This is a genomic window from Pseudomonas sp. GXZC (assembly GCF_026967615.1).
GTDB lineage: Bacteria > Pseudomonadota > Gammaproteobacteria > Pseudomonadales > Pseudomonadaceae > Aquipseudomonas > Aquipseudomonas azotoformans_A.
The window spans coordinates 13013-27744 of the sequence record NZ_CP114116.1 but is presented as its reverse complement, the minus strand read 5'-3'; the positions used below and the strand labels follow the sequence as shown (position 1 = coordinate 27744).

The window sequence follows — 14732 nt, the reverse complement described above, 5'->3', positions numbered from 1 at the left end:
TATTCTAACCCAGTTACTTCCTTCGTCCCAATCCACCTCAGGATGACCTTCCTGACATTGCTGATGGCACATAGTGCGCGGTGGCCACGCGCGGGGAACAGCTAGTCTAACGACCAATTATAGGCACTTGTGCCTATAGTAGACAATATGTGAAAGCGGACGCACGTTCCGCTACGACTGAAAAAAAAAGCTGACTCAGATACTCTGCTGCCCCCTCCGGGACCATGAGATAGAGCCTTCGATGCGTGCAGCGTTTTTCCGGCACCCCTCAATTCCGCTTTTAAACGGAAGACGACTATAGTCGGAACCGCTGAAAATCCCGGGCCTTCAAATGATCAAGCCGGGAACGCAAAATCCGCACGCACAACCAAGCCTTCGGAAAGGCCCTTCGTGAGTTCAGGAAAAACAGGTGCCTCACGCAGGAAACTCTGGCGTTCGAGGCCGGCTTGGATCGCACCTACATTTCTGTCCTGGAACTCGGTCGGCGTTCCCCAACGATCGACACGCTAATTTCCCTCTGCGAAGTGCTCGGCATCTCATTGGTCGAGCTGGCCGTACGAGCGCAAGACCTGGACGAATCTCAAAATGACCGAAATGACCATGGCCCAGGCCCTTGATCACTACAAGACAAGGGTTTCGATCCTGAAAAAAGGCTACGCCCAAGAGTGTTATCGCGTCGAGCAGCTCTCCAGATCGTTCTTAGGCCCAATGAACGCCCGGGCCGTCACCTCAGTAGACATCGCAACTTATCGCGATGAGCGCCTCCTCCAGAAGAACCAGAAAACCGGGAAGCTTCTGTCTCCAGCAACAGTTCGCCTTGAAATGTCGTTGCTTTCAAATCTCTTCGAGTTGGGCCGCATTGAATGGGGTATTTGTGACGACAATCCCGTACTGAAGGTTAGGAAGCCGAAAAGTCCGCCCGGGCGTGAACGGCGGCTCACCGCACGGGAAGAGCGCCTGATCTTACGGTACGCCCACAACCATGGTAATGACTCCCTCTACTCCATCATCGTCGTAGCACTTGAAACCGCGATGCGCCAGGGAGAGATCCTTGGTCTGCGCTGGGAGAATATCAACCTCAAGGCACGAGTAGCTCACCTCCCAGATACTAAAAACGGTACGCGACGTGACGTACCGCTATCATTGAAGGCGCGTGATGCCATCATCCGAATGGGCGTCGAAAATACAGGCCAAGTCTTCAAGTACGGGTCCCAGGGACTCAAATCGACCTGGCGAGTGATGCTTCAACGCCTGGCGATCGTGGACCTCCACTTCCATGATTTGCGTCATGAAGCGATCAGTAGGCTATTTGAGTTGGGCACGCTGGACATGATGGAGGTCGCAGCTATCAGCGGCCACAAATCTCTCAGCATGCTTAAACGATATACCCACCTGAAGGCTCAGCGACTCGTCAAAAAACTGGAAGGCGGGAAGAGCAAAGGCCGGCAGGTAGTTATCAACCATCTAATCCCCTACCCCGCAATACTTCTTCAAAGTGAAGACCATGTGACGGTCCGCTTCCTTGATTTCGAAGAGCCAGTGATCACCGGTGCGTGCAAGAACACAACGCTTGCAGCTGCCCAGGACCGTTTGTTGCGACGCCTGATGACCGCTCTAAGGGACGCAACCCCTATTCCGGCACCAGACCAGTACCTTGAACTGATCGAGGAGGCCAGTGTGGTCATGATTGACCCTTTAGCTGCGGCCTGAACAACCAAAATTTTCGATAAAGTATTAGAGATCTGGAGCCATAAACCACTTGAAAGGTACGGCCTGATTGGAGCGACAAAAAAAAGCCTTGTCGGGGAGGGCCTTTTTTTTGAGGTGCGTTTTGCCAATCCGGTGTGTGGAAAAAAGTAGGCTCTGGAAATTTTAAAGGCACCTATATAACTGGAACGTATGATGGTGGCTGTTGGCAGGCAACCCGTTCAGGAAGCTGTATGTCCTGGGCTCAACTGGTTACTTGACCGGGCTTGGCAGTCGTTGGCTTTTAGTTGTTACGAAGTTAACTAGATTGCCAATCCGGTCTTTGGAAAGCGATCACCTCAACTACCTGGGGGGGGTCCTTCATGACCGCTTCCTGGGCTGGTGGTGGTTGTGCATCGGGCAATCCGTTCACTGGTGGCTGTAGTTGTCCAGTCGGCTATTCTGTTTCTCAATCGTTTGCGATCGCTGTCGGCGGATGTAGCCCTTGCGCTTCGTACAATTGCTTTAAACCCTAAGATATAGCCTTGCCAATCCGGTCTGTGGAAGGGGCTGGCGTTAAGCTTGGAGCGACTTGGTCATTAACTAACTATCCAGGACAAGGCTGGGTTCCTATGAACTGCCCTGATGGATATGTAATGACAGGAATGACGGCGCCCATGGAAGACTACAAGATCATCTATTGTCGGCAGCTTTATTGACTGCTTTGCCAATCCGGTCTGTGGAAAGCGCCAGGGGGTTGGGAGAACAAAATTACGCAAGGCTCCTGCTCAGGAGCTACTTGCTTCTTGGGGGATCTTACTTGGAAAGTGTGTTCCGTAACTGGAGCATCAGCCATTGGACAAGCAGAAACCGGGTACATTTTTCAAAACGCATCGGGTTGGTATATGGCCGCATCCCACTTAAATTGGGCTGGACTGTTCTATTGGACCTGTTTTAAGTAGCAGATTACATTGTCAACATGAAGAAAACACACTTAACGATTACTTAGTCTCTACTTCCTTCCAATTGCTATCCAATCAAAATTACTAACAGCCACCCCGTCATTTGCTGCACCACACCCGATCGGGCTTGCACCGCCGTATAGGCGGAATCCACTGCGAGTAACTTCTGCAACTTGATGACCGAACCAATCAAGTTGATTCGCATTGCAGGTTGTTAGCGGAAAGGGAACGCCGATAGAGATAAGAATATTAGGTGGATAGGTGAACTGCTCAGGGAAGACTATGTACGTAGATGGGAGTCCCGCACAAATTCGTTGCCCAAAGTCCGCCCATACAGTGCACTGAGAGGTCTGCGCAGAGCCAGTTTGAGTCAAAACTTTCTCTACTCCCATCCAAAGACCGGATTGGCAAAACAGTCAACAGTCAATTGCAGGAGATGATATAGCTACAGACACCTCCGACATTAAATGCTCCTTTATCATAAAAACCGCAGCTAACAATACGATTTGAATCGGCGTAAGCGTAATTGCCTCCTGCGTAGTTTGGCCGAGAAGCTGGGTGTGGATTCGCGGCGTCCGATGCCGACCAAGTGCAACTACTTGCAATACTCCCAAAAGGAAGAGGTATTTGTTGGCCATGCGAAATAAAGCCAGTAAAAACCTTCCCGCCACCGTTAGAGCGCCACAGACCGGATTGGCAAGGCTGTGAAGTAGCTTGCGTTTACTAAGGCTTACTGCATGAATATGATAAGCAAGGATTGCAACCGCCAATTGCTATGCCGCCAATTAGGTTCGGCACCAATCCAGTCGGGCAACTGTAGCCGCCAGTGATCCTATTTTTGTACTGGTTTGGGATACCGGTCATAAAGCCAGTCCCAAGGCCAGCAACGTCTGCTCCTGTCGATTTCCAAAGACCGGATTGGCAATCTAGTTAACTTCGTAACAACTAATAATTGTGGAGTCCCACGGTGACGACTGCCAAGCCTGGCCGGTCAAGTAACCAGTTGAGCCCGCAGGACATTTACAGCTTCCTGTGAACGGGTTGCCTTGCCAACAGCCACCATCATACGTTCCAGTTATATAGGTGCCTTTAAAATTTCCAGAGCCTACTTTTTTCCACACACCGGATTGGCAAGAAAGTAGCAGACCCGCCGTGTTGAAGCCGGTTGCCCCAGGGCCAGGACAAGCAGTCCCTTCGGTCACGTAGCCAATGGTCATAGTGGGTGGCGTTGCAGTTGCAGCGAGCAGATCCGCTGCTTGAGTCGCGAAGGAAAAGGCCGAGAGGACTAATAGGCTGGTCAGCTTCAGCATGGCAGGTGCACCTGTATGTATTTGCAGTCAAACGCGATTGCACTGGCAAAAGAATAACATTGACTTTATGAGATGTCACCAAAACTACTATGATTGCCTGCTATATATTCACGATGTACTATCACAATTGCGTTAACACAAATTCTACTCTTTTGAAGGACACGCATGGAAATTCTTCAGGAAGACCTGTTCATCAAGGCAGAAACAGCGCTGAGAGACGGCACGGCCGTCATTGCAAAAATCGGCAATTGTCCGAAGCTCGCACCCTCGCAGCGCGATCGCCTGGTCAATGGAGTCACCAGGTTGATTGATAGGATCGCCCTCTCGGCACGCTTGGCTATTGAGGCACGCAATGCCGGCGACTTCGGCTGCCTGGCAGCAGCGTCTTCAATTCTTGTCCGTCACTTGTCACTGGCCGGAGAATCATTGCCGGCTATTGAGAGACGCATTACTGGGGGTTCAGTCCATGCATAAAATGACCAACCAAATTCAATGCGGTGACCTGGCCATGGCGCTGGAGGAAGGGCTCGCAGCGATCGATATAGACCTGGGCTCGGCGTCCGACCTGGCGGTTACCTATCGCACGGGCGCCCCTACCCTTTCCGACTTGAAAAAGGCCTTCAGCGCTGGAGACGAATCATTTCAACACGCACTCTCGGCGCGCGGCCTTCATGAGCGCTTCTCATTTTCCGACGACGAAGAACTCCTGGAATCCGCATCCCAGAACGCCTTCTCCAGCGGCTATACATCGCCAGAGCGCTGGGAGAAAGGCGTCCGCCCCAGCCCTCCACTGCTGTTGAAGGAAATCCCCTATCTGCTGAAGGCCTGGAATGACGGGTGGGCTGAAGCCGAGCTTGACAGGACGGAGATCGATGCTCAGCGTGAGGAACAGGAATGGAGGTCGAGGCGAGATACGCTCATTGACTCAAATGCTGGGATTAGGCCGCCTCCCGAGACGCCGGACTGGGAACCAGCCTTAACACAGTGAAAGCAAGCGGACAGACTGGACAGTCTGTCCGCGAGGAACAAGCGTAGCAACGGCAAGCATTGCGAGCCCCTTCATTCCCCGGAATATCCAACCACACCCTTCCGAGGCCATTCACAGAGTTGTGCCAAGGATGCGTCAGCAACGAGCGGGGTCAGTGGCTCACCGAGACCGAGCGAGGCCTGGGCCCCCCAGCGCTCTTCTACATACCGGATGGACGAAGTAGTCTGCTCTCGACACTTGCGAACAGCGGTCGTCAACCAGCCTTGCCACCGCTCAAAATCCACGAAGTGGGAGGATTGATTAGGCAGAGTGAGCAAGTACCGTGTAAGCAGGCCTTGCTGTCCTGGCCACGGACTCAGCACAAACGAAACCGCCGGGGCGGGCGCCGAGTCCACCCTAGGAGACCCGGCTGAAATGACATGGATGGCAACCACATCTTCGGGCACCTCCACCAACCCACCACCTGCAGCGATAAAACCCTCATCCATCAAAAGGACCGTCCTCCTTTTGAAATGATGCTCGCCGAGACAGGGGAATCCAGGAACCGAATCATCAAAACGACTGACCCTGCCCGGAAAATCCGCTGTGAGTAGATCCCAGGTGGGCTCTACCTGGGACCTTCCATCAACATCTAATCCGGTGCACCACAGGAGCCTTTCGACCTCGATCGCCAGAGCAAGGTGTAGCGCTTGAAGCACAAGCTGCAATGTCTCAACTCCCCCACCTCCCAGAACCAGGCCGAGGTTGCGCTTTCTCGTCAGAGAAACACCGACCAGTCGATCAACACCCACAGGAAATGGGATTTCAGCCACTGGAAAGTCCGTAAACGGGTCAGAGAAAGCACCAGTCATTTGCCTTACCCTACCAGGGGTTGAAATGGGGATCACCGGGGTGAATTGCGGCGTCCAGGACGTGGGCCATACTCTCCCGCGGCGCCGATCTCCGACACAACCATCGCAGCGAGTAAGTTGCTGCTGCTCAATTCGCCGTCATCCGACATGACACCGTCGATTACACCAGAGCCAACAACCTCTTCCAGCGCCTCCGCAAGGAGCTCGACACCCAAAACCAATGGATTCAGTTCACTCAGGACACGATAATTCGCTTCGTCATGGATCCGAGCCTCAACTTGACCCTGATGATCATGCCCGCCTGCAGCCTTAGCCAAACGCTTGCGTGGGCCCGGTCTAGGGGGCATCAACTGACGACGCATCACTTCAATTCGCTGCGCAAAAGGCAGGCGCATCAACACCAGGTGAGGGTAAGCCTCGATAAGGAAGGCGTTGGGTTTTGACAACAGATCACTAAGCTGTTCCGACGCACTTTTGACTGGCTTCAAGTAAGGTCGCATCCAGAATTCCTCTTGATTGACCACAATATTATAGCCTAAACGCCAATAAATTCTTATCTTTTACTATTGGCATTGCGTAGGAAACTACGAGCGTAATTGCAAAGCGACAGCTGAGGTGAGGCACGCGATCGCTGTGAACTTGCAGCGCTTGAAAAAAACTGCGTACTTCTGCTCGTTGTCTCTCTCATCATAATGATCGACGATACCCGCGAAACACGCGAGCGCGCCTGAGAGAATTCCGACGACCCCGAGAACGAGGCTCAACCCATCACGCAGGTAAATTCCGTCCTGGCGACCTGGAAGGTACAGTTCGCCAGATACGTAACCACCAAGCCCCCAGCAAGCTAGAGATACCCCGATCACCAGAAGTACAACTCGCTCAATCGGTGCGTATTTTTTCGGAACGAACTTCATGATTCCCCTTTTGGCAGTCACCGGCCCAGCGTTAGTTCAATAAGTTGATCCCTGGTCGACGCACCGGGAGGTATCTTAGCGGCACCGGCGTGTCGCTCGATCAACGCCTTGCTTTTATCGCTCAACCGAATCGGAAGCGTCATAAGCAGGCTCGCATCCAATTGCCACGGGCGGTCGCTTCGCCTGTTAAAAACTGTCACCGCTTCTCGCAGATGTGTTTTTAATTCCTCCGCAGACCACCTATTGATACGCATCAAATGGCCCGCAGCGCGCTCATAATGGCCACGGGCCTGAGCCAGGCCAATATGCGTGGCCTCATGGCAATCCGGACATAGCGCTTCAAGGCCGATGAGTTTTTGAATCCCTGTGGCCTCATCAAATAACCAACGCTCATGGCACTCGACCGGCCATTTGGGCCCTCGCCCTTCACAAATCTCACAGCAGTAACCGGCTCGCTTGGCGGTGTAGGCTGCGCAGGATTTCCATTCACCAGGAGACAGTTCAGCCCTTAAATTTGAGAACCATGCCGAGGTTGGCACCAAGTCGACATACAAATAAAAGCTGCCTGCACGTTGCTTCTTTGAGGACGCAGCTACCCTCGGCGCCGGAACCGGCAGTTCGAAACCATAGGGGTCGTCGACAGGCTTGCGCATAGCCAACACTCACAATAGAAATGTGTAGATTTATTCTATTGTAATTGCTCTAGCAAGTCATTAGCCTTGCAAGCAGCCTATTTCTAAATTTTATCAACGACCCCAGTGTGCGGTTTATGAAAAAGCACCCCGATATTCATGACGCACTCCAGTCCAGTATCAGAGCGTACAAAACGTGCCTGCAGGAACTGCAGAAGAAGATAACGCCCGGCGCAGGAGCAGTCGCCCCACCGCTGACCCATTCATGTCCTATCGAGCAACTTAAAACAGACACCTTTGAGACGCTCAGTGAAACCCTCTACCACCTGGGTTTAGCCTCAGTTGATTGGATCTCCTCCAGACCCGAGCTCGGAATGCTCAGGGGCGTCATTCAGCCGGCATTCTCGGCGGCCAGCCAATACCGCCAGATGAACATCGACGGCATCGACATCAAGCCGACCGACGCGCCTTTTGTGAGCGGTCTAGCCTGCCGACTGAACATCGACCCTAAAAAAATCTATCAAGAAACCGGGGCGCAAGTTTCTGCCCTGGAGTTGGCTTTTTGGGCTATCACCGAAAAGTCCTCGGAACCACCAATCGAATTCTGAACGCAGCCAACGGAGGTCAGTCGTGCTGACTCGAAGAAACTTTATCCAGTTCTCATTGGGTGCATCAGCGGCATTGGCCTTTCCAGAGATCGGGAGCGCTGCCGGTCCTGACTGGCGCGCCCAGGCGCTGAATCGCGACCGTAACTTGAGCCTCATCCGTCCGGACAGCAAAGAAAAAGCCACACTTTGTTATTGGACGCAGCGAGGGGGCTGGAATGTAGATGGTTACCGCCAAGCGTGCTGGCTTCTGCGCGATGTGAAGTACAGCGCCGCGGTCAACATGGACACCGGATTGCTCGACACCCTCTTCATTATGCAGATGTGGCTGGCAACCTATGGCCAGAAACACGATATTCACGTCCTTTCCGGGTATCGGACAGCGCACCACAATTCCACGCTGGAAGGTGCTGCCAAGAACTCGATGCACCTTTATGGACGCGCCTCCGACATCTATATGCCTGGCGTGTCCCCCGTGCTGCTGGCCAACATGGGGAAAATGCTCGGACTGGGTGGCGTGGGCCTCTACGCAAAACGCGGATTCATTCACGTCGACAAAGGTTCCGTGCGGAGCTGGTCAAGCTAGGCCCGCATAACTATGCGAATCCATGCCAAACAATTATTGTCGACGGCAAGTTACGCTTCTTAATCCCTCGTTTTCACCACCAATTACTCCAGCCCAAAAAAAAGCCCCTCGCTCATGAGGGGCTTCGCCTGTCTGCACAGTTATTTACGCATTCACAGCTTCCTGCAGACTTTTCCCTGGCTTGAAGCTCGGATTGCGGCTCGCCTGGATATCCATGGCCTGGCCGTTTTGCGGGTTGCGCCCGATTCGCGCGGCACGATGCTTAACGGAAAAAGTACCAAAGCCAATGATCGACACGCTTTCACCGCGCTTCAACGCCTCTGAGATCGACTCCAGAACTGACGCGAGCGCGCGCCCAGCATCCGCTTTGGACAGTTTCGTCGATGCTGCAACGACGTCGACAATATCCGATTTGGTCATAAAAACGCCCTGTGTGAGAAAACAATTATGAATTGATAAATTTATTCTGACGCAATTGCAAAATAAATCAATACTCGATTATTTCTAACGATTATTATAATTACAAGCCCGGGTGAGACTTGATGTCATTTTATGTCTTATAATTCGCATCTGTTTACTATTGCACTCTCGCGAGAGAACCCTATGACCTTCTCAGTCAAATGCTTGTTGAGCATCAACCCGGGCAAAGAGCTCAATGATCCCACCGCCGATACATTTACCAACCTCACAACAGCCCTGAATGTGGCCCAGGCACGCGCGATTGAATTTCGGGGTGGGGTGATTACCACCGTGGTGGATAACCTGGTCGCAGGCCACATGGGCGACACCGGCGAAATTATTCGTTTCGAGGAAATGGACGGCCAAGCCGGCGTGATCACTCCGTTACGCGCAGGCTACGAACACGCCCTTCTGCAGGAAACACCTCAAGAGTTGAGGGAATATCGAGTCAACCTTTACACCACGGCTCGCGTGGCCACATCAGGCATTTGGGCGACGTCACCACAAGAGGCCGCCCTCAAAGCCGAGTGCACAATCGACCTACACCGCTTGCTAACCCGGCGAATGACTCACGAGCAGCATCACGGGGTCACCATTGAGGAGGTGAGCTGGGACGAGTCACCGGCGCACAGTTTTTATATTGAAGGTTCAGCAATGGACTTCTCCGGGGAGGGCATCACCTTGAACCACCGCTCAGACCTAAAACCCGTTCAACTTTATGTTCCGTTCAAAACCAAACTGCCGCCTGAATCAGCTCCGGATACCGTCGCGACAGTAATCCCGTTGACGAGCGTTTTGTTGCACGAAATTTCTGTACTGCGGGACATGATAGCCAGCCCTGACTCGCGCACAACGAAGGTCGACATGTCCGTTGAGGACATCGAATCCGCCTATGGAGAGCCACTCATTCACTCCACAATCATCGTGACCGGTGACGGAATTCGAATCGATGGCATCCTCGGCGTCTCCGGTCATGCTGTAGTCAGTCCACTCATTCCTCACACAGAGATTGCTCACGCAATGGATTGGGGAGTTTTCCCAGTTGCCCCCCTATCCACCGCGGACTTGGTGAACCTGCCTTATGAAAGTGCGGAGCCTGGTTACACCCTTGACAGCTTTGAGCCATGAGGAAACGCATCTGCGAATCGAGCAACTCCGTAGTGCTACAGGCTTTCCACGGCGCGAAACAACACCACAGCGCGCTTAAGCCCTCACTTCGCGGGACATTTGGTTCGGGGATATACCTGGCTGATGATTTTGCCGCGCAACAGTATGCCGGCGAGGAGGGGGTGGTCCTGGCCACTCAGGTCACCCTTCACGCCCCTTACTACTATCGAGCAACCTTCGAACACGATGTCGATCTCGATTCGCCCGCCGTGGACCTGGTCCGCCAGCTGTTCTCTTGGAGCACGGCAGAAAGCCTTTTGCAGTCAGCCATGGCTACAGACGCGGGGTTTGGCAGGGAAATCCAAGTGGCGCTTGAGGAAAGAGATTTCGACGGACTTATTGTCGAATACCAGGACGGCTCGAAGGAAATTGTCGCTTACAACTCAGGCCAGGTTCTGGTCATGACGCCACAACCTGATGACACCCTGACCCCTGAGGCCTGCTGAACCTATTATTTGCAGAGCTGCTTCACTTCCAGTCGGCCACACGCATTGTTGACTGCCACTTGCTTCCACCCAGTACCAGCAACATAGATCCAGAGTTGAGGCGTAAAAGTTGTTGCTGTGTTTGTCGCGGTCACATTGAAACCCTGAATATTGCTTGCAGTCCCGCTATCACAGACTGTAACAGGGGTCGCGTACACCTCCAGGACCGCCGGCGGCGTACACGCTTTTTTAGCGATGGCGACGCCCGTGTTGCTGATTGAGAAATCAACATCAACCCCACCGGCCATCAAGAGAACGGGCGGCGTGGAAACCGTGTCATTGGTCATGTTGGGAGTCGAGCCTGCGTCGTAGCGCGAGAAAGCGCTCGCGCCGGCACCACCACTCAGGCCAATACTCCCCGAATAGAAACCAACTGACGCCGGGTCGTTCCACTGCCAATCAAGAGGGGCAGCAAAGGCCAGCACCGGAGTCGAAAGCACGAACGCGACCAGTGCAAACGTTGATTTTATAAGCCGCATATTTATTACCTGATAGTTTATCTTCGGATATACGTCATTGTGAGTTTAACGCTAAAAGCCCTTTCAGTCAGTCCGAATAAAGCGGAAATCTCGCGGAAACCCAAGCGCTTGTGAATCGACAAAAGCAGCACGCTGTTCGTACCAGACTCTTTCGTCCTGGTAGATGGTCCTGATCTCGCTCTCCACCTCGCTACAACTTCTCAAAGGAGGCAAAGCTACGACCTTGTTGACTACCCTCATGCTCAGATCAAGCGCGTCCTGGGCGTGAATCCGCTCGTGAGTTGCCACACCATTGGCGTACTGGCGCCAGAGGTTCATCTCCCCTTCTCTCAGGCTCGCCCCCACCAATTCCGGCACAATGACAACGACCTCAACCGTCAGCGAAAAATGGGATGGCCAGCAACTGGATTCGTCACTCACCACGTCATATCGCCAGTCCCAAGTTGAATTGGTGATGCCGTAGGCTGTTTCACCTTTCACATCAAGTGGGGAGGTGGACAGTGATCGCATCACCTCCTGCCACGAGCTCCCTGAAACGGGGTATGTTTTGAATGACTGCTTGATCGTGAGCTCTCCGCGATCGCCGACCTGCACCTGGGACGTCGGCACAGTCCCCCGATCAATCAACACGACATCATCTGCCCACCCCCCTGCAGGAGCAGCGAGTAAAAAAAGGCCTGCAAGCAGGCCTCTTTTTCTGGTGCATGACCTCACAGAATCGAACCGCGTGCAGCAACTGCCTGTGACGTCTTTGGCAAATAGGAAATGGCTTTGCCGGCGACCGCATCAAACTCCCGAGATAACCAGCCAGGCGTGCCGTCAGAGACGGCTTCAGCGGTATTTGAGCCAATTACGTTCAACCCGAGATCAATAGCATCCAGGGAGCCCGCCGGGAAACGAGTGCCCAAATGAGCAATTTCTTGCGCAGCAATTTTCGCGCTTCCACCGAGCGCCTTAGCCACATTCCCCACCACCGGAACCATACCGATCGCAGCTGACGCGTAGTCGTAATTGTTCATTTCAGACCCATCAAGATTCTTGCCGCTTAGCAGCATGCCCATGCTAACGATGTTGCCAACGACCGGCAGGGAGGTGACCAGGTCCTGAGTGAGTTTCGACTTGAACACACTTTTTGCGAACGCCATGAAGGCCGGGTTGGGATTAGTGAAAGCGGCAAATGACTTATCCATCGCCAATTTTTCAAGATCGCCCTTCAGCGCATTTTTGATCGCGTCATCTGAGCCGGTGTGCTCGACTCGTGCAGCAGGAGCGGTGTCGGACAGAGCCCAGTTAGCGAGCCCCACTGGCTGGGTGTCGGACCTGGCATTCGCGATGTATTCCGCGGGACGCAGATTAAATGCTGAGCTGGAATGGTTTGTCACTTTGAACTGCCCAGACAACTGGCCACTCGATATCGTCTGGGCGGCAACTCCAGGTGCAAGCAAGCTGTATTGGCTCAACGCATCAGCGTTTTCCACAAGGGTCCGTTCCGATGGCGCACCAGCCCAGTTGCTGAGCCCACCGCGAGGGCTGCCGGATCGCTGAGTACCTGAGGACTCGTGAGAAGTTTGGGGATATCGACGAATTGCTGGAGGCTGCGTGCAGCCTTTGCGACTTCACCATTTCCAAAGCCAGACCCCAAACCGGCAGATTTGACGGCGCCACTAATCAAGCCATTAAGGCCCTGTCCGCTCAACAGACCTGTCAGGGCCGGCTGGGACGTATTCAAATAGTTGGCTGACTGAATTTTGGCTTCGAGCTCAACAGGTGAAAGCCCGGCGCTGTAAAGTACCTGACGCTGCTTCGCAGTCATCGAGCTGGCCACCTTCGGATTCAGTTCACCGTCATTCAACCCCTGCAGAGCCCAGAGTGCTACTTGCTTGTCAGCCTGGTCACCTCGGTAGACACGGGTAGGAGTCGGTTCTCCCAGCCGGCCTTGCTGCATCACCTTGCGATACACGCCGGCGTAGGCCGGCGACCAGACGTCGTTTACCCCGATCAATTGCATCCCCTCCCCCAGGTATGGACGATCAGGACCGGCTTTCATGCAGTAACCGTTGAAGTTCAGGGTAACTGTTTGCCCTGGCTGAATTTGGTAGCTCGCCTGGATCCGTTGCTGACTTACGGCGGTTTTCCTGGTGCTGACACCTGCTTCAATTTGATCCACATACGAAAGCAAGTCCGTCAGCGCGGACGAAAATTCCACAAACTGTTCCTGTGAGTATTGGTTGCCGGTGGCCTTGATCACATCCCGAGCAGAGTGGAACCGGGCAAGACGGCGTTGATACTCGGGCTGCGCATACCCGATGACGCCCGTGGAGGTGCTTGTGAAAATCGAACGCGCGGCACGAGATGAAGCCTGATCTTGCGCACTCATCTGCCCTTTATAGGCATGCTCAGTTTTCGAGAAAACACCACCAAAGCCAGACGGAAGCTGACCTGGGGCAGCGCAGCCGGCCAGCTGCAGCGCAATCAGCGTCATGGCCAGACGCCGATATGCAGACCCGCTTTTCGATTCCATAACCTTGCTCCGGTGATTTGACTGAGCTGATCCAGCCCGATGCTGAACCATTGCGACACAAACTATATGAATGTTATATTTCCATATACGCTTTAGCAAATCAATTGACTGATTGCAGAATGCAATCTGAGGAGGCTCCTTGGTCAAGAAAAACACCACTATGTTGATGCTCGCTTGCGCACTCACCGGCGTCACAAACTGCGCAGTGGCGAACGACAATCCGGATCCGGGTTTGAACTGCGGTACTCCAGCCGATTACAAATGGCTGACTGCCGCCCTGGGCAAATCGACTGGGCAACCGGCGAGCATTCAGGCAGTCGCTTCGGCCAATGCGCTGTCATTGTGCGAAGTGCGCCTGGACAGCGGCAACTTGGTCTATAGCCGACCTGGCGACAAAACAATCATGGTTGGCCGCCTTTATGAGGTATCCAACGAATCCATAGTCGACCTGACGCAATTCTCCCTGGAAGCGGCTAACCAGTCCTTGCTCAAAACCATCAGCAAAGACGACTACGTTGCCTACTCGCCAAACCAGTCAGCCAAGGCTTTCATCTACGTCATGACAGACGTTGATTGTGCTTACTGCCGCAAGCTTCACAAAGAAATCCCCGACCTGAATAAAGCAGGTATTGAGGTTCGATATCTGCCGTACGTTCGCAGCGGCCGGCAGGGATCCGCCTGGGACACCATGAGCAACATTTGGTGCTCCGCCGGCGACAGAAAGTCACTGCTGGACGAGGCAATGGCAGGTAAGAAGCTAGAAAGGCAGGAGTGTGGTGAACCTGTTCTTGATCGCTACCAGGACGTCGGCCGACAGACACAGCTCCAAGGCACTCCGCACATTCTTTTCAGTGACGGCCGCTCCCAATCTGGTAGTTCCACTGATCTTGTATCCAAGGTGCTTAAAAGCGCTTCAAATCTTAAAGAAAATACTCAAGATAAGTGATCGATATATAATCCAATGGCTGCGCATCAGCCATTGGACTTAATTACAAAATAACATATCTAATTGCTATCTTCGTAGTCATCGACTGGCAATACCGCAAGACGCACCTTGAATTGCTTAGCGTTACTATTGGGGATCGCT

18 protein-coding genes are annotated in these 14732 nt (G+C 53.3%); 9 read left to right on the top strand and 9 right to left on the bottom strand.

Annotated features, from left to right (window positions below; all coding sequences use genetic code 11):
* Positions 1-353 precede the first annotated feature (353 nt).
* A complete protein-coding gene (locus OZ428_RS33545; RefSeq protein WP_269134459.1) occupies positions 354-617 on the top strand; it encodes a helix-turn-helix domain-containing protein in 264 nt (87 codons plus the stop codon).
* Positions 586-1710: a site-specific integrase gene (locus OZ428_RS33540; protein WP_269134349.1), complete on the top strand. Its 1125-nt coding sequence runs from the start codon at positions 586-588 to the stop codon at positions 1708-1710. The genes OZ428_RS33545 and OZ428_RS33540 overlap by 32 nt, the downstream gene beginning before the upstream one ends.
* A gap of 1864 nt (positions 1711-3574) precedes the next feature.
* Here OZ428_RS33540 and OZ428_RS33535 read toward each other — a convergent pair.
* Positions 3575-3958 carry a hypothetical protein gene (locus OZ428_RS33535; protein WP_269134375.1) on the bottom strand — a complete coding sequence of 128 codons (384 nt, stop codon included), beginning with the start codon at positions 3956-3958 and terminating at the stop codon, positions 3575-3577.
* A 165-nt stretch (positions 3959-4123) separates the two neighbouring features.
* On the opposite strand from OZ428_RS33535, the gene OZ428_RS33530 reads away from it, so the two are divergent.
* Positions 4124-4432: a hypothetical protein gene (locus OZ428_RS33530; RefSeq protein ID WP_269134374.1), complete on the top strand. Its 309-nt coding sequence runs from the start codon at positions 4124-4126 to the stop codon at positions 4430-4432.
* The gene (locus tag OZ428_RS33525) at positions 4425-4946 is read left to right on the top strand and encodes a hypothetical protein (RefSeq protein WP_269134346.1); all 522 of its coding nucleotides are present in this window, start codon (positions 4425-4427) and stop codon (positions 4944-4946) included. The genes OZ428_RS33530 and OZ428_RS33525 overlap by 8 nt, the downstream gene beginning before the upstream one ends.
* A gap of 883 nt (positions 4947-5829) precedes the next feature.
* Here OZ428_RS33525 and OZ428_RS33520 read toward each other — a convergent pair.
* From OZ428_RS33520 to OZ428_RS33510, 3 genes are all read right to left on the bottom strand, one after another.
* Positions 5830-6297 (bottom strand): hypothetical protein, encoded by a 468-nt coding sequence (locus OZ428_RS33520; RefSeq protein ID WP_269134373.1) that lies wholly within the window; start codon positions 6295-6297, stop codon positions 5830-5832.
* 84 nt (positions 6298-6381) lie between these two features.
* Complete coding sequence (locus tag OZ428_RS33515; RefSeq protein ID WP_269134344.1) at positions 6382-6711, bottom strand: hypothetical protein; 330 nt, start codon at positions 6709-6711, stop codon at positions 6382-6384.
* A gap of 17 nt (positions 6712-6728) precedes the next feature.
* The gene (locus OZ428_RS33510) at positions 6729-7364 is read right to left on the bottom strand and encodes a hypothetical protein (protein ID WP_269134343.1); all 636 of its coding nucleotides are present in this window, start codon (positions 7362-7364) and stop codon (positions 6729-6731) included.
* 116 nt (positions 7365-7480) lie between these two features.
* On the opposite strand from OZ428_RS33510, the gene OZ428_RS33505 reads away from it, so the two are divergent.
* The gene (locus tag OZ428_RS33505) at positions 7481-7951 is read left to right on the top strand and encodes a hypothetical protein (protein ID WP_269134342.1); all 471 of its coding nucleotides are present in this window, start codon (positions 7481-7483) and stop codon (positions 7949-7951) included.
* A 22-nt stretch (positions 7952-7973) separates the two neighbouring features.
* A complete protein-coding gene (locus tag OZ428_RS33500) occupies positions 7974-8534 on the top strand; it encodes a YcbK family protein (RefSeq protein ID WP_269134341.1) in 561 nt (186 codons plus the stop codon).
* A gap of 144 nt (positions 8535-8678) precedes the next feature.
* On the opposite strand, the gene OZ428_RS33495 is transcribed toward OZ428_RS33500, so the two are convergent.
* Complete coding sequence (locus OZ428_RS33495) at positions 8679-8954, bottom strand: HU family DNA-binding protein (RefSeq protein ID WP_269134340.1); 276 nt, start codon at positions 8952-8954, stop codon at positions 8679-8681.
* A 183-nt stretch (positions 8955-9137) separates the two neighbouring features.
* On the opposite strand from OZ428_RS33495, the gene OZ428_RS33490 reads away from it, so the two are divergent.
* Together OZ428_RS33490 and OZ428_RS33485 are read left to right on the top strand one after the other, a co-directional pair.
* Positions 9138-10121: a hypothetical protein gene (locus OZ428_RS33490; protein ID WP_269134372.1), complete on the top strand. Its 984-nt coding sequence runs from the start codon at positions 9138-9140 to the stop codon at positions 10119-10121.
* Positions 10118-10606, top strand: coding sequence for a hypothetical protein (locus OZ428_RS33485; RefSeq protein WP_269134371.1), 489 nt, complete (start codon positions 10118-10120; stop codon positions 10604-10606). Before OZ428_RS33490 ends, OZ428_RS33485 begins: the two co-directional genes overlap by 4 nt.
* Before the next feature lie 5 nt (positions 10607-10611).
* Here OZ428_RS33485 and OZ428_RS33480 read toward each other — a convergent pair whose 3' ends face one another.
* The 4 genes from OZ428_RS33480 to OZ428_RS33465 form a co-directional block, all read right to left on the bottom strand.
* Positions 10612-11124, bottom strand: a complete 513-nt coding sequence (locus OZ428_RS33480) for a hypothetical protein (RefSeq protein WP_269134370.1) — start codon at positions 11122-11124, stop codon at positions 10612-10614.
* A gap of 63 nt (positions 11125-11187) precedes the next feature.
* The gene (locus tag OZ428_RS33475; RefSeq protein ID WP_269134458.1) at positions 11188-11718 is read right to left on the bottom strand and encodes a DUF922 domain-containing protein; all 531 of its coding nucleotides are present in this window, start codon (positions 11716-11718) and stop codon (positions 11188-11190) included.
* A 116-nt stretch (positions 11719-11834) separates the two neighbouring features.
* Positions 11835-12602, bottom strand: a complete 768-nt coding sequence (locus OZ428_RS33470) for a hypothetical protein (protein ID WP_269134369.1) — start codon at positions 12600-12602, stop codon at positions 11835-11837.
* Complete coding sequence (locus OZ428_RS33465; RefSeq protein WP_269134368.1) at positions 12581-13645, bottom strand: hypothetical protein; 1065 nt, start codon at positions 13643-13645, stop codon at positions 12581-12583. The genes OZ428_RS33470 and OZ428_RS33465 overlap by 22 nt, the downstream gene beginning before the upstream one ends.
* Positions 13646-13784: 139 nt before the next feature.
* On the opposite strand from OZ428_RS33465, the gene OZ428_RS33460 reads away from it, so the two are divergent.
* Positions 13785-14591 carry a DsbC family protein gene (locus OZ428_RS33460; protein ID WP_269134367.1) on the top strand — a complete coding sequence of 269 codons (807 nt, stop codon included), beginning with the start codon at positions 13785-13787 and terminating at the stop codon, positions 14589-14591.
* Positions 14592-14732 lie beyond the last annotated feature (141 nt).

Excerpts from the sequence above, each read along its gene's own strand:
- OZ428_RS33540 (WP_269134349.1), top strand. The coding sequence starts at position 586 with ATGACCGAAATGACCATGGCCCAGGCCCTTGATCACTACAAGACAAGG.
- OZ428_RS33535 (WP_269134375.1), bottom strand. The coding sequence starts at position 3,958 with ATGCTGAAGCTGACCAGCCTATTAGTCCTCTCGGCCTTTTCCTTCGCG.
- OZ428_RS33530 (WP_269134374.1), top strand. The coding sequence starts at position 4,124 with ATGGAAATTCTTCAGGAAGACCTGTTCATCAAGGCAGAAACAGCGCTG.
- OZ428_RS33525 (WP_269134346.1), top strand. The coding sequence starts at position 4,425 with ATGCATAAAATGACCAACCAAATTCAATGCGGTGACCTGGCCATGGCG.
- OZ428_RS33520 (WP_269134373.1), bottom strand. The coding sequence starts at position 6,297 with ATGCGACCTTACTTGAAGCCAGTCAAAAGTGCGTCGGAACAGCTTAGT.
- OZ428_RS33515 (WP_269134344.1), bottom strand. The coding sequence starts at position 6,711 with ATGAAGTTCGTTCCGAAAAAATACGCACCGATTGAGCGAGTTGTACTT.
- OZ428_RS33510 (WP_269134343.1), bottom strand. The coding sequence starts at position 7,364 with ATGCGCAAGCCTGTCGACGACCCCTATGGTTTCGAACTGCCGGTTCCG.
- OZ428_RS33505 (WP_269134342.1), top strand. The coding sequence starts at position 7,481 with ATGAAAAAGCACCCCGATATTCATGACGCACTCCAGTCCAGTATCAGA.
- OZ428_RS33495 (WP_269134340.1), bottom strand. The coding sequence starts at position 8,954 with ATGACCAAATCGGATATTGTCGACGTCGTTGCAGCATCGACGAAACTG.
- OZ428_RS33490 (WP_269134372.1), top strand. The coding sequence starts at position 9,138 with ATGACCTTCTCAGTCAAATGCTTGTTGAGCATCAACCCGGGCAAAGAG.
- OZ428_RS33485 (WP_269134371.1), top strand. The coding sequence starts at position 10,118 with ATGAGGAAACGCATCTGCGAATCGAGCAACTCCGTAGTGCTACAGGCT.
- OZ428_RS33480 (WP_269134370.1), bottom strand. The coding sequence starts at position 11,124 with ATGCGGCTTATAAAATCAACGTTTGCACTGGTCGCGTTCGTGCTTTCG.
- OZ428_RS33465 (WP_269134368.1), bottom strand. The coding sequence starts at position 13,645 with ATGGAATCGAAAAGCGGGTCTGCATATCGGCGTCTGGCCATGACGCTG.